Annotated in this window: 17 protein-coding genes; 7 read left to right on the top strand and 10 right to left on the bottom strand. The window is 70.7% G+C overall.

The genetic code is table 11. The features are described 5' to 3' along the window. The first annotated feature begins 61 nt into the window (after positions 1 to 61). From CEP17_RS07290 to CEP17_RS07280, 3 genes are all read left to right on the top strand, one after another. The gene (locus CEP17_RS07290; RefSeq protein WP_112931771.1) at positions 62 to 3625 is read left to right on the top strand and encodes a bifunctional RecB family nuclease/DEAD/DEAH box helicase; all 3564 of its coding nucleotides are present in this window, start codon (positions 62 to 64) and stop codon (positions 3623 to 3625) included. Between the two features lie 78 nt (positions 3626 to 3703). Further along, positions 3704 to 4003 carry a DUF3467 domain-containing protein gene (locus tag CEP17_RS07285; RefSeq protein WP_036322021.1) on the top strand — a complete coding sequence of 100 codons (300 nt, stop codon included), beginning with the start codon at positions 3704 to 3706 and terminating at the stop codon, positions 4001 to 4003. Between the two features lie 302 nt (positions 4004 to 4305). Further along, positions 4306 to 5307, top strand: a complete 1002-nt coding sequence (locus CEP17_RS07280) for a magnesium and cobalt transport protein CorA (protein WP_036287510.1) — start codon at positions 4306 to 4308, stop codon at positions 5305 to 5307. A 13-nt stretch (positions 5308 to 5320) separates the two neighbouring features. Here the strand turns inward: CEP17_RS07280 and upp are convergent, their stop codons facing one another. Further along, entirely contained in the window at positions 5321 to 5953 is a 633-nt protein-coding gene (gene upp, locus CEP17_RS07275; RefSeq protein WP_112931770.1) for a uracil phosphoribosyltransferase, read from the bottom strand. 22 nt (positions 5954 to 5975) lie between these two features. On the opposite strand from upp, the gene CEP17_RS07270 reads away from it, so the two are divergent. Beyond that, complete coding sequence (locus tag CEP17_RS07270; protein WP_112931769.1) at positions 5976 to 6443, top strand: nucleoside deaminase; 468 nt, start codon at positions 5976 to 5978, stop codon at positions 6441 to 6443. 14 nt (positions 6444 to 6457) lie between these two features. Here CEP17_RS07270 and CEP17_RS07265 read toward each other — a convergent pair whose 3' ends face one another. From CEP17_RS07265 to CEP17_RS07230, 8 genes are all read right to left on the bottom strand, one after another. Then, positions 6458 to 7570, bottom strand: coding sequence for an alpha/beta hydrolase (locus CEP17_RS07265; protein ID WP_036321998.1), 1113 nt, complete (start codon positions 7568 to 7570; stop codon positions 6458 to 6460). A 42-nt stretch (positions 7571 to 7612) separates the two neighbouring features. Next, positions 7613 to 8356 (bottom strand): aspartate/glutamate racemase family protein, encoded by a 744-nt coding sequence (locus CEP17_RS07260; protein WP_112931768.1) that lies wholly within the window; start codon positions 8354 to 8356, stop codon positions 7613 to 7615. Next, a complete protein-coding gene (locus CEP17_RS07255) occupies positions 8353 to 9585 on the bottom strand; it encodes an amidohydrolase family protein (RefSeq protein ID WP_112931767.1) in 1233 nt (410 codons plus the stop codon). Before CEP17_RS07255 ends, CEP17_RS07260 begins: the two co-directional genes overlap by 4 nt. A 74-nt stretch (positions 9586 to 9659) precedes the next feature. After that, positions 9660 to 11192, bottom strand: a complete 1533-nt coding sequence (locus CEP17_RS07250; protein ID WP_112931766.1) for an ABC transporter substrate-binding protein — start codon at positions 11190 to 11192, stop codon at positions 9660 to 9662. Continuing rightward, entirely contained in the window at positions 11189 to 12037 is an 849-nt protein-coding gene (locus CEP17_RS07245; protein ID WP_051039691.1) for an ATP-binding cassette domain-containing protein, read from the bottom strand. Before CEP17_RS07245 ends, CEP17_RS07250 begins: the two co-directional genes overlap by 4 nt. Beyond that, positions 12034 to 13068 (bottom strand): ABC transporter ATP-binding protein, encoded by a 1035-nt coding sequence (locus CEP17_RS07240; RefSeq protein ID WP_112931765.1) that lies wholly within the window; start codon positions 13066 to 13068, stop codon positions 12034 to 12036. Before CEP17_RS07240 ends, CEP17_RS07245 begins: the two co-directional genes overlap by 4 nt. After that, entirely contained in the window at positions 13065 to 13985 is a 921-nt protein-coding gene (locus CEP17_RS07235; RefSeq protein WP_112931764.1) for an ABC transporter permease, read from the bottom strand. The genes CEP17_RS07240 and CEP17_RS07235 overlap by 4 nt, the downstream gene beginning before the upstream one ends. After that, the gene (locus tag CEP17_RS07230; protein WP_112931763.1) at positions 13982 to 14908 is read right to left on the bottom strand and encodes an ABC transporter permease; all 927 of its coding nucleotides are present in this window, start codon (positions 14906 to 14908) and stop codon (positions 13982 to 13984) included. The genes CEP17_RS07235 and CEP17_RS07230 overlap by 4 nt, the downstream gene beginning before the upstream one ends. A gap of 244 nt (positions 14909 to 15152) precedes the next feature. Between CEP17_RS07230 and CEP17_RS07225 the strand changes: the two genes are divergently transcribed. From CEP17_RS07225 to proC, 3 genes are all read left to right on the top strand, one after another. Continuing rightward, positions 15153 to 16148, top strand: a complete 996-nt coding sequence (locus CEP17_RS07225; RefSeq protein ID WP_036321982.1) for an ornithine cyclodeaminase family protein — start codon at positions 15153 to 15155, stop codon at positions 16146 to 16148. Positions 16149 to 16158: 10 nt separating this feature from the next. After that, positions 16159 to 16839 (top strand): GntR family transcriptional regulator, encoded by a 681-nt coding sequence (locus tag CEP17_RS07220; RefSeq protein WP_112931762.1) that lies wholly within the window; start codon positions 16159 to 16161, stop codon positions 16837 to 16839. 76 nt (positions 16840 to 16915) lie between these two features. Then, positions 16916 to 17749, top strand: coding sequence for a pyrroline-5-carboxylate reductase (gene proC, locus CEP17_RS07215; protein ID WP_036321976.1), 834 nt, complete (start codon positions 16916 to 16918; stop codon positions 17747 to 17749). A gap of 98 nt (positions 17750 to 17847) precedes the next feature. Here proC and CEP17_RS07210 read toward each other — a convergent pair whose 3' ends face one another. Next, positions 17848 to 18843 (bottom strand): hypothetical protein, encoded by a 996-nt coding sequence (locus CEP17_RS07210; RefSeq protein ID WP_112931761.1) that lies wholly within the window; start codon positions 18841 to 18843, stop codon positions 17848 to 17850. Positions 18844 to 18938: the final 95 nt, after the last annotated feature.

The raw sequence follows: 18938 nt of genomic DNA, 5'->3' as shown, positions 1-18938 counted from the left end.
AGGTGCGCCGGCGCTGGGCGATGTCGGCGGCGCCGACTAGCGTCGAAGGCGGAAGGGTGACATGCGATACATCGAGGACACCGGCGACGGTGCGCGCATCGTCTGGAGCGCGAGCGATCTGAAAGCAGCCGCCGAGTGCGAGTTCGCGTGGCTGCGTGCGATCGACGCCAAGCTCGGACGGGTGCCGGCGGTCGTCGAACCCGAAGACCTCACCCTCGAGCGCGCCGGTCGGCTCGGCACCCAGCACGAGCTGCGCCAGCTGGAGGCTTACCGCGCGCAGTATCCCGGACGTGTCGTGGAACTGCCCGAGACGCGATCGTCGGATGCCGCGGCCGTCGCGGCTGCGGTGGCCGCGACGACGGCGGCGCTGGCCGACCCCGCCGTCGCGGTCATCTATCAGGCGGTGTTCGCCACCGAGGAGTTCGTCGGATTCGCCGACTTCCTCGTGCGCGACGACCCCGCTCGCCCCGCGGATGCCGCCGCCAACCCGTGGGTCGTGCAGGACACCAAACTCGCGCGTCACGCACGCGTGACGGCGTTGATGCAGCTTGCGGCATATGCCGACCAGCTCGACCGGCTGGGAGTGCCGCGCAGCGGCCGTGTGGAGTTGCTGCTCGGCGACGGCACGACCTCGACGCACGCCGTCAGCGACCTCCTGCCCGTCTTCCGGTTGCGCAGGCAGCGACTGCGGGCGCTCGTCGCCGACCGCGACATCGCGGCGGGCGCTACGGGCGCTCCGATCGCGTGGGGAGACGACCGGGGTGAGCTCAGGATCGTGGCGTGCGGCCGATGCGCGACCTGCGATGCGGAGGTCGTCGCCCATCGCGACCTGCTGCTCGTCGCGGGGATGCGACCCGTGCAGCGTGACCGGCTGCGCGCCGCCGGCATCCATACCATCGACGACCTGGCCGCCGCGAGCGCGCCTCCCGAGCGGATGTCGGGTGACACGTTCGCCGGCCTGCGTACGCAGGCGCGCTTGCAGCTGGACAGCCCGGCGGGCGGCGTGGGGGAGACGGCAACCGCGGCCGCGCCGCCGGTGCCGACCTTCGAGGTGGTCTTTCCGAAGGCGATCGGAGCGCTGCCCCGGCCCGACCGCGGCGACCTCTTCTTCGACTTCGAGGGAGACCCGCTCTACACCGAAGCCGCCGACGGGGTGGGAGCGATGTGGGGCATCGACTACCTGTTCGGCTGGGTCGACGACGACGAGCAATACGCGGCGCTGTGGGCGCATTCCTTTGCCGATGAGAAGCGGGCGCTCGAGGATTTCCTGGATGTGGTGGCGCTGCGCCGGCGCGCCCACCCCGGAATGCACATCTACCACTACGCGCCGTACGAACCGACGCATCTGCTGGCGATGGCCGCCCGCTACGGTGTGCGCGAGGCCGAGGTCGACACGCTGTTGCGTGAGGGCGTCTTCGTCGACCTCTACCCGATCGTCCGGCGCGCCCTTCGCGTGGGATCGCGCTCGTACTCGATCAAGAAGCTCGAACCGCTCTACATGGGCGCCGAGGTGCGCACCAGCGACGTGCAGCGCGGCGACGACTCGATCGTCAAGTATGTCGAGGCGCGCGAGCTGATCGACGCGGGGGCGGATGCCGCGGGAGCGGCGATTCTCGACGATCTCGCCGACTACAACCGCTACGACTGCGTCTCGACCCGGCGCTTGCGCAACTGGCTGGTCGAGCGGGCCCGGGAGTCCAAGCTCCTGCCCTCGGCAGACGTCGACGCCGCAGAGCGTCCGTACGAACCGTCCCCGCGTGCCGATGCGCTCACGCGCATGGCGGGCGCTGCCGAGAGGGACGATGCCCCCGATGTGGCCGCGGTCACCGCGCTCAAGCTCGCCGCCGCGGCGATCGACTACTACCCCCGCGAGGCGAAGACCTTCTGGGCGACGCACTTCCTGCGGCTGCGTGAGCCCGTCTCGATCTGGGAGGACACCCGCGACGTCGTCGTCTTCGATCACGATCGGTGCCGAGTCCTGAGCGACTGGCACGTACCGGAGGGCGGACGCGTCCAGCGTCGCGTGATCGAGCTGCGCGGCGATCTCGCGCCGGGCACGAAGCTGTCCGCGGGGGGTGCGGTCTTCCTGCTGTACGAGCTGCCGACACCGTTCCCGGTCGACACCAGCCCGCGATGGATCCACGCTGCACGTTCGGTCCGCGTCGTCGACGTCCTCGATGACGGCATGGTCGTGGAGGAGAACTCCGTTCAGGGGTTCACCTGGCAGGAGCTGCCGATCGCCTCCACACCGCCCGCGCCGCCGCAGGCCGGGTCGCAACAGGCGGCCATCGACCAGTGGGCCGACGCGATCATCCAGGCTGCGCCCCTGCACTCCGCAGCGTTCCCGTCCGACGCCGCGACCGATCTGCTGCTGCGCAGGGTTCCGCGCACGCGCTCGGGCGCGCTCGCCCGCAGTGAGGGCCTCGGCGATGCGGTCGACGAGATCGCCCGTGCCGTCGACGACCTCGACCGCAGCTATCTGGCAGTGCAGGGTCCGCCGGGCACCGGCAAGACCTATGTCGGCTCGCACGTGGTTGCACGGCTCGTCCGCGAGAAGGGATACCGCGTCGGTGTCGTGGCGCAGTCGCACGCGGTCGTGGAGAACATGCTCGCGCGCATCGTCGATGCGGGCGTGCCGGGTGAGCGCGTCGCGAAGGCGACGAAGGGCACGGCATCCGGCGCCGAGAGCTTCACCGTCATCGCGAAGGACGGCTACGCGGCGTTCGCCGCAGCCCACCCGGAGGGTTTCGTCATCGGGGGCACGGCGTGGGACCTGAGTCACGCCGGGCGCGTGCCCCGCGCGAGCCTGGACCTGCTCGTCATCGACGAAGCAGGACAGTTCTCGCTCGCCTCCACCATTGCGGTGTCGGTCGCGGCACCGCGTCTGCTGCTGCTCGGCGATCCGCAGCAGTTGCCGCAGGTGAGCCAGGGAACCCACCCCGAGCCGGTCGACACCTCCGCGCTCGGATGGGTGATGGACGGCGCCGCCGTCGTCCCCGACGACCGGGGTTTCTTCCTCGCGCAGACCCGGCGCATGCGCCCCGAGGTCGCCGGTCCCGTCTCCCAGCTCTCCTACGAGGGGCGACTCGCTGCCCACCCCTCCACCTCGGCTCGTCGCCTCGAGGGGGTCGCGGCCGGCGTCGTTCCGGTGGCGCTGACGCATGCGGGCAACGCCACGCAGTCGCCGGAGGAGGCCGACGCCGTCCTCGCCCTCGCCCGCGATCTGCTCGGTCGGGCGTGGACACCGTCCGCGCATGTGCCGCCGCGACCGCTCACGGCAGCGGATCTGATCGTCGTCACGCCGTACAACGCGCAGCAGGTGCTCGTCGAGTCCGTTCTGGCGGACGCCGGGCTCGGAGAGATCCCGGTCGGAACCGTCGACAAGTTCCAGGGCCAGGAGGCGGCCGTCGCGATCGTGTCGCTCGCGGCATCCAGCGGTCGTGATGCACCCCGAGGACTCGAGTTCCCGCTGCTGCAGAACCGTCTGAACGTGGCCGTCTCGCGAGCCGAGCACACCGCGTTCGTGGTGTACGGCACGGGCTTGCTCGACGATCTGCCCCGCACCCCCGACGGTGTCGCCCGGCTCAGCGCCTTCGCCCGTCTCGTCGGCGCGGACGCGCCGTAGACTCGGCTTACCGCTCGAGGCTCACCGGTCGTGTCCCGCCGGACGATGCCTCCGCGACGCGGCGAACAGGAGCGCGACATGAGCGATGAGATGCCCCGGCAGTTCGAGATCGATCTGCCGCCGGAGGCGATCGCCGGCAGCTTCGCCGACTTCGCCAACGTCTGGCACACGCCCGACGTCTTCGTGATGGATTTCGTCTCCCTCGTGCGGCCCCCGCAAGCCGGGGTGGATGCCGACGGCGCTCCCGTCACCGTCGTTCCCGGGCGGGTGGTGCAGCGGGTGCGCATCCCGCCGCAGCAGGTGTTCGAACTCGCGAAGGCGCTCACCCAGCAGCTGGAGTTCTGGGAACAGGAGACCGGACGACGCGCCGAAGGGTGACGCAGCCCGTCTCCGCGGCCGCGCACGGTCGTGCCCGGTGCGCGTAATCTTGGGGGGATATACTCCCGGAGGCTCGTCCCCGTGCATCCGATCACGACGAGCCGTGATCAGAGGCGGTGAGACACCATGGCAGACGATAGTAGGCGCGCCGCGGTGCTCGCCGCCGGCATCCTCTCGCTCTGAGGCCGGCGCACCCGCGGCGCTCTCGTGCGTGCCGCCCCCGCACGCACGGACGTGCGCGTGATCCTTCGCGCGTGCCCGTTCGCGGCGCCCGGCGACCGCGTGTCCTCGAGGAGAGACCCATGACCCTGATCGACAACGCCGTCTACAAGGACGGCGTGCGCGTCGCCACCCCCGCCTCGCTCGACGAGGCCTATGCCCTCCAGGAGGCGCACGCGGGTTTCGCGTGGATCGGCCTGTACCGTCCGTCGGACGAAGAGTTGGCATCGGTCGCGACGGAGTTCGAACTGCATCCCCTCGCCATCGAGGACGCGGCTCTGGGTCACCAGCGTTCGAAGGTCGAGCGCTACGGCGACACGCTGTTCGTCGTGCTGCGTCCCGCGCGCTACGACGACGAGCGCGAAGAGCTCGACATCGGCGAGCTGCATCTGTTCGTCGGCCCCGACTTCGTCATCACCATCCGTCACGCCGAATCGCCCGATCTCGGGGCCGTGCGGCGGCGCCTCGAACAGCAGCCGGAACTGCTGGCGCTGGGATCGGAAGCGGTGCTGTACGCCGTGCTCGACCGTGTCGTCGACGAGTACGAGCCTCTGGTGGCCGGCATCGAGAACGACATCGACGAGATCGAGGACGACCTGTTCGGCGACGCGGACGACGATGCGCTGTCCCGCCGCATCTACGAGCTGTCGGGCGAGCTGAACCGCTTCGCGCGGGCCACGCACCCGCTCGTCCCGATCATCGAGTGGCTGCAACGCGGCCACGACGCCTACCACGTCGACATCGAGTTGCAGCGGCGGCTGCGCGATGTCCGCGACCATGCCCTCCGCGTCACCGAGCGCATCGACGGCTTCCGTGCCGTGCTCGACAAGGCGCTCATCGTGCATTCCGCGCTCGTCTCGCGGCGCCAGACCGAGGTGAATCTGGCCCAGAACGAACAGGTGAAGAAGATCTCCTCGTGGGCGGCGATCATCTTCGCCCCGACGCTGATCGGCACGGTCTACGGCATGAACTTCGACGTCATGCCCGAACTGCACTGGGAGTACGGCTATCCCGTCGCCCTCGGTGTGATGGTGGCTTTCCCCACCGTGCTCTACCTGATCTTCAAGCGGCGTCGGTGGTTGTGACCCTCGAGGGGGCTCAGACGGTGCCGTAGAGGCGGTCGCCGGCGTCCCCGAGGCCGGGAACGATGTAGCCCTTCTCGTTCAGGCGCTCGTCGAGCGCACCGAGCACGAGGGTCACGTCGCGCTCGCCCACGAGCTCCTCGATCTTCGCGACGCCCTCGGGTGCGCCGAGGATGCAGATCGCGGTCACGTCCTGCGCGCCGCGGGCGAAGAGGAAGTCGATCGCCGCGCCGAGCGATCCACCGGTCGCGAGCATCGGGTCGAGAACGAAGCACTGGCGGTCGCTGAGGTCGTCGGGAAGGCGCTCGGCGTACGTGTAGGGCTCCAGGGTCTGCTCGTTGCGCGCCATGCCGAGGAAGCCGATCTCGGCGGTGGGCAGCAGCTTCACCATTCCGTCGAGCATGCCGAGGCCGGCGCGCAGGATCGGCACCACGAGGGGTCGCGGCTCGGAGATGCGCACCCCGGTCGTCGTCGTGACGGGCGTCTGGATCTCGACCTCTTCGACGCGCACGCTGCGGGTCGCCTCGTAGGCGAGAAGCGTCAGCAGCTCCTCGGTGAGCTGACGGAACACCGGCGACGGTGTGCGCTCGTCGCGCAGCACGGTCAGCTTGTGGGTGATGAGGGGGTGATCGGCAACGTGCACGCGCATGATCTCAGCCTACGCTGAAGGCATGAGCCTGCCCGTGCGTGCCGACGACGAGAGCGCGCTGCGTCGCGCGCTCGCGCTCGCCGCCGAGGCCGGTGCCGCGGGCGAGATCCCGGTGGGTGCCGTCGTGCGGGATGCCGCGGGCACCGTGATCGGCGTCGGACGCAATCGGCGCGAGGCCACGGCCGATCCCACCGCCCACGCGGAGATCGTGGCGCTGCGCGAGGCCGCGGCATCCCTCGGCACCTGGAATCTGGAGGGGTGCACGCTCACGGTCACCCTCGAGCCCTGCCTGATGTGCGCGGGCGCCATTCTGCAGGCGCACATCACACGCGTCGTGTTCGGCGCGTGGGACGAGAAGGCGGGAGCTGCCGGATCGGTGTACGACGTGCTGCGCGACCGGCGGCTTCCGGTGCGGGCCGAGGTGGTCGGCGGCATCCTCGAGGACGACGCGCGCGCTCTGCTGCGCACCTTCTTCGACGCCCGTCGCTGACGAGGTGCCCCGGCTCAGTCGGAGGAGCTGAGGATGATCGCCTCGGTGGGCGGGGCGGGATCGGCCGGCCGGCCGATGTAGCCGATGTTCTCCAGCAGGGCGCGGCGGAACTGTGCGGGCCGCTCCAGGTGCGGCGCGTGGCCGACGCCCTCGAAGACCACTTCGGTGACGGTGCCTCCCGCCGCGCGGTAGGCGTCGAGCACGTCGCGGGTCTGCGACACCATCTCCTGCGCGGGGGCGAGCTCAGCGCCCGGCCACCCCGGGATCACGCCGAGCGCGCCGAGGTGGTTGATGTCGAAGAACGAGGCGTCCGAGACGATCGCGTCGGCGGAGCCGCGCACCCAGAGGACGGGCGGCTTGGGACTGATCTCCACGATCGCCGACGTGTCGAAGTACTGCGGCGCCATGGTGTTCAGCACGCCCAGCCGTCCGGCGGCGAATCCCGGCCAGTTCTCGCTGGCGACGCTGTCGCCGGGGTAGTTGCCCGTCGCGGTGGAGGTGGTGTTCATCGACTCGACCCAGATGTCCTCGTGCGCGCTCGCGTAGCCGGGCGCGACGTAACCCGAGCGGAAGACGCTGCGCGGCGACGTGGGGGCCTCGTCGGTCGTGTCGCGGTCGGTGAGGCGCTGGACGAAGTCGGGGTTGGCGCCGCCCGCACCGCAACCCGCATCGTCGGCGGTCACGCGCGATCCGTCGCGGCGGGTGCCGCCGAAGCCGTAGGGCGAGACCGGAGCCTGCAGCGTGAGGGAGCGTGCGGGGTGGTCGATCGCGTACTGCATGACCACGCCGCCGCCCATCGACCAGCCGACGAGGTGGGCCGTCTCGATGCCCAGCGCCTGCAGCGTGGCGAACACGTCGTCGCTGAAGTCACGGACGCCGCGCGTCGCGTCGACGGGTGCGCTCTCGGTCTCGCCGAAGCCGCGGAGGTCGATGGCGACGACCCGCAGATCGCTGGGCAGATCCTGCATGAGCTCCTGCCAGAACAGGCTGGACGACACGTTGCCGTGCACCAGGATCACCGTCTGATCCGCGGTCGCGGCCGGGTTGTCGCCGCGGCGTTCGAGGATGCCGACGCGCAGGCGATCGGTGTCGATGATCCGGGAGGTGATGCCGTCGAGGAGCGTCATGACCGCATCCTACTCCGACGACCTGACGTCATGAATGAACTTTCAGGTCAACAGACGGAGAGCTCCCAGGGGTGGTCCTGACCACACCTTCTCGCGGTCGCGCGGCGCGTACGGACCGGCCGTACTGGTGCGCTTGCCGAGGGCGACCAGGCTCTCGGCCCAGCGCACGGCGGCGGCGACGCCGTCGACCACGGGCACCCCCAGCCGGCGTTCCAGCTCGGCATCCAGTCCGGCGAAACCGGCGCAGCCGAGCACGAGCACGTCGGCGCCGTCGGCGAGCACGGCGCGTCCCGTGCCCTCGAGCGCGTCGGCGGTGCGGGCGACATCATCGCCGATGCTCGAGACGTGCACGTCGGCCGCGCGCACGGAGCAGCAGCGACCGGCCATGCCCATCGTCGTGATGCTGTCGTGGATGCCGGCGAGCGCTGAGGCCACCGTCGTGACGACGCCGACGCGATGACCCAGCAGGCATGCGGTGAACACGGCCGCCTCGGTGATGTCGACGACGGGCTGGGTGATGAGCTGGCGCATCCCCTCCCGACCGTGCTCGCCGAAGCCCGCCATCACGACGGCGTCGAAGGCGTCGGTGCGGCGGGCGACGGCATCCATCACCGCCGTCGCGGTCACCAGGCTCTCGACATACCCTTCGGCCGACGCGGGACCCCACGCCGGGGTCACGCCGACGACCGTCGTTCCCGGTGAGGCCGCCGCCTGGCCGATCGCCGCGATCGCCGCGGTCATGGCCGTATCGGTGTTGCAGTTGACCGCGAGGATCTTCGTGGTCATGTCAGCTCGTCGTCCTGGGCGACCACGCGACCGCGGTGGATGACGATGCGCCGCGGGTCACGGTCCATCACGGCGGCGGTGGGCGTGTCGCCGCGGACGACGACGAGCTCCGCCGGGTCGCCGACGGCCACGCCGGGGCGGACGCCGGGAGCGAGCCGGGGCAGCGCGGCGTCGATGACCGAAGCGCCGCCCCAGGTGCCGATCGCCAGGCAGTCCTCGATGAGATCGTCGCGGGAGAAGCCCTGCGTGAACGCGAGCATCCAGGTGCGCTCCAGCATGTCGCCGTCACCCCACGGCGACCAGTAGTCGCGCTGTCCGTCCATCCCGAGCCCCACACGGATGCCCATCTGGAGCAGGCGCTCGACGGGGAGGTCGAGGGGGACCGACAGCGAGCCCTTGGGGGCGATCGTCGTGAGGGCGACGTCGAGTTCCGCGATCTGCTCCAGGGCGCGATCGACGCCGGGGGAGCGATCGGCCAGCGAGAACGCGTGCGAGACGCTCACGCGCCCCGTCATGCCGAGTGCACGGGTGCGCTCGAGGACCAGGTCGAGGGAGAACAGCCCGAGCGATCCGCCCTCGTGCAGGTGGATGTCCACGCCGACGCCGTGGCGGTCGGCCAGGTCGAAGACCGTGTCGAGGTGGCGCACCGGATCGCGATCGATCTCGCACGGGTCGATGCCGCCGATGAGGTCGGCTCCCGAACGCAGGGCCGCATCCAACAGATCGGGAACACCGTCTTCGAGATGGATGCCGACCTGCGGGAACGCGACGATCTCGACCGCCGCACGCTGCCGATGCGCCTCGCGCGCGGCGAGCACGCCCTCGAACTTCTCCAATCCCGAATCGGCATCCACCTGCGCGTGACTGCGCACGCGAGTGGCGCCCTGGGCGATCATGCGGCCGAGCGTGTACGTCGCCCGTTCGGCGACCGGGCGCTCGGCGAAGCGCCAGTTCTCCCGGTCGTTCATGATGTGCGACCAACGCGTCTCTCCGGCGGTGTTCGGTCGGAACGGCAGACCCATGCGCGTCGAGTCGAGGTGCACGTGCACGTCGCTGAACGAGGGGATCAGGATGCCGCCGTCGCCGTCGATCGTCACGGCATCCGCGGTGGTGATCGCGGGGTCGATCGTGCCGGGGGCGGCGATCTCGCGGATGCCGTCGGCGTCCACCAGCACGTCGGCGGGCGCACCTCCCCAGGGGCGGACGTCGTGCAGCAGAGTGAGGGTCACGGGAATGGGCCTTTCGAGAGAGGTCGGAACGGGGAGGAGCGCGCGGGTGCGTCGCTCCTCCCCGTCGGGCGGGATCAGCCGGCGAAGCTCACATCGGCGAGGTCGTACTCGCCGTCGACGCGCGGCGTCCAGGTGACCTTCGGCGATACCGCGTAGTCGGCCTCGGGCGTGAACAGCGGCACGATGTAGGCGGCCTGGAAGTTGGCCTCGGCCAGGTCGCGGAAGACGCCGATCCGGTCATCGCCGGCGACGGTGCGTTGCTTCGCGACGAGAGCCGCCGTCTGCGGGCTCTTCGCGTAGTCGTTCTGTCCTCCGGCGAACAGGTTCGTCGCGGGCATGTCGCCGTCCATCGTCGAGGGCGCCCACGTGTTGAGGTAGAGCCCCTTCATGTCGACGGTGCTGTAGATGCGGTTGGAGAGCGTGGCCTGGTCCATTCCGGAGAGGGTCACCGTGAAGCCGGCCGCCTCCAGGTAGCCCGCGATCGCCTGCGCGATCTCGGCGCTCATCGGGATGCGGCCGCTGGTCGCGTACTCCAGGGGGATCGCCTCGCCGTTGTAGCCGGCCGCGGCGAGCAGCGCCTTCGCGGCGGCGGGGTCGTAGGCCGGACCCTTCGCATCGGCCGCGTAGCCGGTGACGTTGGCGGCCACGATCTGATCGTTGGCCACCGCGCGACCGCTCAGCACGGTCTTCACCAGGGCGTCGCGGTCGATCGCGTGCCAGACGGCCTGGCGCACGCGCTCATCGGCCAACGGGCCGGACGTCGAGTTGATGCCGAGGAAGGTGGTGCCGTTGGCGGCGCGGGAGCGCACGTCCACGCCGCTGCCCTCGGCCGAGGAGACCTGGTTCGGCGAGATCAGGGCGACATCGAGGCTGCCGGAGATGACGCCGTTGAGGCGTGCCTCCTCGTCGGAGACGGTCTGGAAGGTGAGCGTGTCGATCTTCGGCGCCCCGCCCCAGTAGGCGTCGTTGCGCTTGAGCACGTAGTCGACGCCGCGCTTCCAGCTGACGAAGGAGAAGGGGCCGCTGCCGACGGGCGCGGCGGCGAAGCCCTCCGAGCCGAGCGCGGTGTAGACCTTCTCGGGAACGATCGACTGCGCCGTCGTGATCGACGGCCAGGGCGAGAACGACGAGTTGAGGTCGAAGACGACCGTGTGATCATCGGGCGCCGACACCGACTGCAGCATGCCCATGTAGCCGAGGTTGTCCGAGTCGGGCGTGTGCAGCACGGTCTCGTACGTGAAGACCACGTCCGACGCCTTCAACGGCTCGCCGTCCTGGAACTTCACGTCGTCGCGGAGCGTGAACGTCCACTGGGTGAAGTCCGCGTTCGGCGTCCACGACGTGGCCAGCGACGGCTGGATCTTGCCGTCGGCATCGAGCACCGTCAGCTGGTCGAACAGGTTGTAGTAGATGTTGTAGCCCGCCAGCGACCCGTCGATGATCGGGTCGGGCGACTTCTCCGGCTCCGCGACGACGCCGATCGTCAGGTTGTGGGTCTCGGCGGTCGACGCCGAGCCGCCGGCGCAGGCAGACAGGACGAGCGCGGCGCCGGTGAGCGCGGCCGCGGCGGCGAGCGCGCGACGGACGCGGGATGTGCGGTGGGTCATGGCGTTCCTCTGTTCGTTCGGGTGAGGGCAGGTGCTGGTGCGGGTGGTGCATCCGCCCGCAGGTGCGGGTCGGGGATCGGGATCGCGGCCAGGAGCGTCCGCGTGTACGCGTGCTGGGGCCGTTCGAAGATCTCGTCGCGGGCGCCGATCTCGACGATGCGACCGGCGCGCATGACGGCGACGCGGTCGGAGAGATGGCGGACGACGGACAGGTCGTGTGCGATGAAGAGGTAGGAGAGCTGACGTTCGCGCTGCAGGTCCTGCAGGAGGTTGATCACCTGCGCCTGGACCGACACGTCCAGTGCCGAGACGGGCTCGTCGAGGACGAGCACCTCCGGCTCGAGAGCGAGCGCGCGGGCAATGCCGATGCGCTGCCGCTGGCCCCCCGAGAACTGTGCGGGGGTGCGGCGCAGGCTCTCCGACCCGATGCCGACGCTCTCCAGCAACTCGACGACACGGTCTTTGGAGTAGCGCCCGACGATCGTGAGCGGCTCGGCGACGATGTCGTGGACGCTGAGGCGCGGATCCAGCGACGAGTAGGGGTCTTGGAACACCAGCTGCACGCGGTTGCGCAGGCGTCGCCGCTGCAGCGGCGGCAAGTCGTCGATGCGCTGGCCGAGGATGCGGATCTCGCCGGATGCCGGGGTGTTCAGCCCGAACACCGTGCGCACGAGCGTCGACTTGCCGCATCCGGACTCGCCGACCAGGCCCAGCGTCTCGCCGCGATGCAGGGTGAGGGAGACGCCGTCCACGGCATCGACGACGTGGCGGCGGCGCCACCCGGTGCGTCGGGTGAATCGCACGTGCAGGTCGTCGATCTGCAGGACGGGTTCTGCGGCGCTCATCCGGCGACCTCCTGGGCGAAGCGGGAGACGGATTCGGCGTGATGGCACGCGCTGTCGTGCGCCGGCGACACGACGCGCAGCGGCGGCAGGTCGGTCCGGCATCGCGCCGACTTCGCGGGCAGCTCGCATCGCGGGGCGAACGGGCACCCCGCCGGTCGGGCGGCCGGCTGCGGAGGCGAACCCGGAATCGCGTAGGCGCGCCCCGAGGAGCTCTCGGCGGTCAGCAGGCTCGCCAACAGGCCGGCCGTGTAGGGATGGCGAGGCGCGTCGAAGAGGTCCCAGACCGTGCCCGATTCGACGACGCGGCCCGAGTACATGATGACGATGCGATCGGCGGTCTGCGCCACGAGTCCGAGATCGTGCGTGATCAGCGCCATCGCCGCGCCGGTGCGACGACGCGCCTGCGCCAGCAGATCCATGATCTGTGCCTGGATCGTCACATCGAGCGCGGTGGTCGGCTCATCCGCCACGAGCAGGTCCGGGTCGTGCGCGATGGCCGCGGCGATCACGGCGCGCTGGCGCATACCCCCCGACCACTGGTGGGGATACGCGCGGGCGCGCGCCGCGGCATCCGGCACCCCGACCGCGGCGAGGAGCTCGGCCGCGCGCCGATCGGCCTGGGCGCGGGTGACGCCGTCGCCGTGGAGTCGCACGGCGCGCGCGATCTGAGCGCCGACGCGAGCGACGGGGTTGAGCGCGGTCATCGGATCCTGGAAGACCATCGCCAGGCGACGGCCGCGCAGTTCGCGCAGCCTCTTCTCGCTGGCGGCCAGGAGGTCCTCGCCGCGGTACTCGACCCGGCCGGACAGCACGTCGACGCCGGGAGGCAGCAGGCCCAGCACGGCCGCCATGGTGATGCTCTTGCCCGAGCCCGACTCGCCCACGATGCACAGCACCTCGCCCTCGGCGATCTCGAAAGACACGCCGTCGACCAGGCGGATCTCGCGGCCCTGATCGTCGCGGGTTCCGACGACGAGATCCTCGACCTTCAGCAGGATGGCGGGTGTCGGGGGGTGCGTGTCCGGGGTCATGCGCGGGCCTTCTTCCGACGACGGAGCGCGGACAGCTCGCGCTCGGCGGTGAATCGCTGGCTGAGGAGGTTGGTTCCGATCACGACGAGGAAGATCGCGATACCGGGGATGAGGGCGAGGTACGGCGCTTCGCGCACGTACTTCTGCCCCTCGCTGATGAGCAGCCCCCACGACGGCGTGGGCGCCTGGACGCCCAGTCCGAGGTAGTCGAACGAGGATGTCAGCAGCAGGACGCCGCCGATGTCGGCCGAGGCGAGGATGAGCACCTGCACGCCGACGTGCGGGGCGATGTGCGTGGACACGATCCACTGCGGGCTCGCTCCCTGGATGCGCGGGGCGATGACGAAGTCCCGTCCCTTCAGCGACATCGCCGTGCTGCGGGCGACGCGTGCATAACCCACCCAATAGGTGGCCGCAAGCGTGAGGATCATGAGCCACACGTTGGGTCCGAGTGCCGCGGACAGAGCGATCAGCACGAGGATGATCGGCATCGCCAACTGCACGTCGGCCCACCCCATGAGGAGGTTGTCCAGGCGTCCGCCCGCATACCCGGCGATCATGCCGGTCACCATCCCGATGAAGGCGTTGATCGCGACCACGAACAGGACGATGCCCAGGGACACCTGACCGCCGACGGCGAGCCTGCTCGCCAGGTCGCGGCCCAGCATGTCGGTGCCGAGCAGGTGGGCCGGGTCGGTGAACGGGCGGATGAACGACGCGGACAGGTCTTGGCCGTACGGATCGCTGCCGGGCAGCAGCGGGACGATCAGGATGAACGCCGCGACGACGACGAGGATGCCGACGCCGACCCACTCCGTGGCGCGCAGCCGCGGCCACGCGATGCGTGCGGCGGTGTCGGCTGCGGGAGCCGGCGGCAGCGTGTCCGTCGTCGTGATCGTGGGGGAGGGCGTGCTCATGCGAGGTGCCTCACTCTCGGGTCGACGAGTGCGCTCATCACATCGACGAGCGCATTGGAGAGGATGAAGAGGGCCGCGACGACGATGAGGCCCGACTGGACGACCGGGAAGTCGCGGGCGTAGACGGCGCTGAGCATGAGCTGTCCGAGACCCGGCCAGGCGAAGACGTTCTCGACGATCACCAGGCCGCCGAGGAACGAGCCGAGACTGATGCCGGCGATGGTCATCACGGGCAGGACGGCGTTGGGAAGCAGCTCGGCGACGACGACCCGGAATCGGCTCTCGCCGCGGGCGTACGCGGTGCGCGCGTAGTCCAGGCGGGACTGCTCCGCCAGCGCGTTGTCGAGCAGTCTCAGGTAGACGACGAACTGCGCCGTCGCGATGGTGGCCGCCGGCATGATGATCGCGAGGGGATCGCGATTGCCCAGCGACGGCAGCAGCCCCAGCGCCACGGAGAACACCAGGACGAGGAGCAACCCGAAGAAGAAGTCGGGGACGGCCTGTCGGGCCGAGCCGACCGTGAGCAACACCGTCCGCAGGCCGGTACTGCGCGTGAGGTGCACAGCTACGGCGGCGACGACGGCGACCAGCACACCGGCGACGAGACCGACGGCGCCCAGTTGCAGCGAGGCGGGCACCCTTTCGAGCACCAGCTCCATCGACGACACGCCGCGCTGACGGTAGGAGTCGCCGAAGTCCCCGCGGGTCACGATTCCCACGAGGTAGTCGAGGTACTGCTTCCACAGCGGCTGATCGAAACCCAGGCTCGCGTTGAGTGCATCGATCTGTGCGCGGGATGCGTTGTCGCCGAGCAGGAGGGCGGCGGGACTGCCACTCAGACGCCCCAGCGCGAAGGCGATGGTGACGACGGCGAAGATCGTCGCCAGCGCCTGGAGCAGTCGTCGTGCGACCAGTCGCGCCATGCTCGTCTCCTTCCGGTTTGCGAATCTGGGATACAGAATCGGGCATCTCTGTTACGACGATGTGTCGCGCGATTTCCGCGCAGTGAACTTTCTGAGCGCGATCGGCCGATGCATGGGCGCGTTTTGTCGCGGAATTATGCGGGACTCGTTGGTGTCATGCAGAACGGGCCTCGCGGCACCCGCATGCGGCGATGTTGCGGCCGCGACGTGGAGATCTAGATTTGGGATACCAAAAGGAGATCCGATGACCACACTCACCCTGACCTCCGCTGACGTCGAAGTTCTCGCGGATGCCGACGAGATGCGGCGTGCGATGGCGGCCGCTCACAGAGCGCTGCACGCTCATCGCGCCGTGCAGCCCCGCCCTCACCCGCTGCCGTTCGTCGGGGCGGCCGGTCCCGACGCTCCGACCGTCGTGCCCATGAGCGCCCTGTCGGAGGAGCTCGGCCTGTACGCGGTCAAGGTGCTCGCCGATGCCCCGCGCAACCGCGCGGTCGGGCTGCCCGCCCAGCGATCGACCGTGGCGGTGTTCGACGCGGCCACGGCGGAGTGCGTCGCCATGATCGACGGGCGTGCGCTGACGCGCCTGCGCACGGCGGCCGTGACGGCGCTGGCCACCGACGTCCTCGCCCGCGCGGACGCGCAGGTGGCCACGCTCATCGGCGCCGGACCGCTCGCCGCCGAACACGCCCGGGCGCTCGTGCGGGTGCGGGATCTCGCGCAGATCCGGGTCTGGTCGCGCAGCGCGGCGCGCGCGGAGGCATGCGTTCAGCAGCTGCGCGCCGAGGGGATCCCGGCTCTGGTCGCCGTGACGACGGAGTCGGCTCTCGAGGGAGCCGACGTCGTCTGCACCCTGACGCCGGCGCAGGAGCCGTTCCTCTCGCGGGCGCTTCTCGGATCGGATGTCCACGTGAACGCCGTCGGCTCCCCGCCGCGGCCCATGTTCAGCGAAGTGCACGCCGACGTCTTCGCCGCCGCCCGCGTCGTCGTCGTCGACGATTCGGCTGTCGCGCTCGCCGAGTCGGGCAACGTCCGCGACGCGTGCGCGGCGGGAGCCCTCGTCCCGGAGCAGCTCATCCCCCTCGGCGACGTGGTCGCCGCGGAGCCCGGCGCCGCCCCGGGTGGGCTCACGATCTTCAACTCGGTGGGTATCGGCATCCAAGACCTCTACGCGGCGCACGTCCTCTGCGCGCGCGCGAGCGCGGTGGGCGCTGGCACAATGGTCGCCATCCGAGCATGAAGGGGACCGTATGACCGACGTGGAGGAGTCGGCCGACGATTCCCTGGCCGCAACCGCCTACCGGCGCATCCGGACGGCGATCATCCTCGGTCGCTACGCCGACGGCGCGGCGATCACCGAGGGACGCCTGGCCGACGAGCTGGAGATGTCGCGCATCCCCATCCGCGCCGCCATCCTGCAGCTGGGCGTCGACGGCTTCCTCGCGACGTCCCCGCGGCGCAGCGCCCGGGTCGTGGGGTGGGATCGCCGCGCGATCGACGAGCTGTTCGACGTGCGGCTGAGTCTCGAGTCGTTGGCCGCCCGCCTCGCCGCCCAGAACGCAGGTCGGGGCGCGTCCGTCGCGGCGCTCGAGCGCGCACTCGACGCGGCGCACGATGCCGTCACCAGCGGAGACCGCCTGACGATCGCCGAGGCCCACGCCGCCTTCCATGCGGGCATCGTGGAGATGGCCGACAGCACCCTTCTCACCTCGCTCACGCGCGTGGTGAGCGGACGTCTCGTGTGGCTGTTCTACCTCACGGGCGTGGACCGCGACGCGCGTGAGCAGTCCCACGAGCACGACGAGCTGCTGGCCGCCATCGCTGACGGCAACGCCCGTCTCGCCGAGAGTCTGGCCTTCAGCCACATCGAGAAGGGTCGCGCTCCCTCGATGGAGATCATTCTGCCGACGACCGACCTGACCGCGTTCTGACCGCGGCGGAGTTCTTCCGGCCTCGTCGGGCAGTGCTTTCTCTGCAGGCTGCTGTTTCCTCTGCGAGGATGTCAGCATGGCTTCCCCCCTCCCTTCGATCGCGATCCTCGGTGCCGGCTCGATGGGAGGCGCGATCCTGCAGGGCCTCGTCCGCTCGGGTGAGGCCCCCGCGATCACGGTGACCAACCGCACGGCTGCGCGCGCGGATGCGCTGGCGGGACTCGACGGCGTCACGAGCCTCTCGCTCGAGACCGATGGCGACGCGAACACGAGTGCCGCGGCATCCGCCGACGTCGTGCTCATCGGCGTGAAGCCCGTCATGGTCCCCGACCTGCTGCGCGAGATCGCGCCCGTGCTGCGACCGGGGGCGATCGTCGTGAGCCTCGCCGCCGGTGTCACGATCGCGACGTTCGCGTCCATCGTCGGTGAGGAGGTGTCGGTGATCCGGTCGATGCCGAACACCCCGGCGGTGGTCGGCAAAGCCGTGACCGGCCTGTCGGCGGGCCCCACGGCATCCGCGGACGAGCTCGCCCTCGTGCGTCGCCTCTTCGAGACGTGCGGCGCGGTCATCGAGGTTCCGGAATCGCAGATCGATGCCCTGTCGACGATCTCGGGATCGGGTCCGGCCTACTTCTTCCTGCTGGTCGAGGAGCTCACCGAAGCCGCGCGCGGCAAGGGCTTCTCCGACGCCGACGCGCGCCTGATGGCCGAGCAGACGTTCATCGGCGCGGCGGCGCTGCTCGACGCCTCGGGCGAAGACCCCGCCGAGCTGCGCCGACGCGTCACCAGCCCGAAGGGCACCACCGAGCGTGCGATCGCGGTGCTGCAGGGCGCGCGTCTGGACGGTGTGTTCGCCGAGGCCACCGACGCCGCGCTCGCGCGCGCCAAGGAGATGGCCGCCGGCGCCTGACCCCGCCCCCGCCCCACGCGCCGCGTCACGCCCGCGAGAAACCACCTTCGGCACGAGAAACCACCACCGCAGGTGTGTGTCGTCTCCCTTGTGGTTTCTCACCGCGCTCGGTGGGGGAGCGCGCGGGGCGTGTGGCGCAGGGTCGCCAGTCCAGCGCGGTCGCGCGGGCGGACGAGCCGCACGTACGCGCGCTGCAGGGCGGTGGCCAACGGTTCGACCCGCACCGCATCCGCCATTTCCCAGCGCGCGACCGGATGCCCCGCGCGGCGCAGACGGTCTTCGCGGCGCTTCTCGTCACGAAAGCGCAGCGCGGCTCCCTCGAGCGCGTCGTTGTCGCCGATCCCGTACTTGCCCCAGCCGTCGCTCTCGCCGACCGTGCGGCTGGTCGGGAACAGGAAATCCGTGCGGTCCGTCACCCCCTCGTAGCGGAACTCGGCCTGCAGCACCGGGTCTTCGAAGCCGCACCAGCGGATGACGGCGCGGCTGACGCTTTCGCCGGGCGATTCGGCGCGCGTATCCGCGTGTGCCCAGACCCACGCGAGTCGAGCGACGCCCCGACGGGAGACCTGCGACGCGGCCCGCTCCCGGAGATCGTCGACGACGAGCATGCCGCTCTGTCGGGGCGAGATCGCGGCATCCACGACGGCGAGCGCCTGCGCGGGCGGAAGCACGCGGGCAAGATCGACGACGGCATCCGCCGGCGAGGTGCACAGGATGCCGTCGACGCGCACGATCTCCCGCGCGTCCGTGCTGGTGTGCACACACACGTCGCCGAACCGTCGGGACGCCGTGCGGTCGGGATCGAACACGTGGATATCGCGCGTCTCGCCGAACAGCGGCAGGCCGAGCAGCACCGCGGCAGACTCCAGGCACAGCACGGCGTCCGGGTGGGCGAGCGCGAACGCGTGCACCCGCAGCGCGTACCGCTGCCACGGCGCCAGCCGCGCCGCCGCGGCGGCATCCACGTACACGCCGCGGCGCACCCGCGCGAAGCCGGGTCCGCTCACCCCCAGCCGCAGCACGCGGGCCTCGGCGGCGGTGACGAGCGGAAGCGGTGACCGGGTGGTGGCACGGTGCGTCGGCAGGTGCGGCATCCGCAGATCATGCCCCGGCGCCCGCGCCCGCGCGCCCGCATCCCCACCCTCCCTGCGGCGGCCACGCCGCGAACCGCCTGGGGAGGAGCCCCCGT

Origin of the sequence: Microbacterium sp. PM5 (assembly GCF_003293595.1) — a bacterium.
Lineage (GTDB): Bacteria > Actinomycetota > Actinomycetes > Actinomycetales > Microbacteriaceae > Microbacterium.
This window is presented reverse-complemented; position numbering and strand designations above follow the sequence as displayed.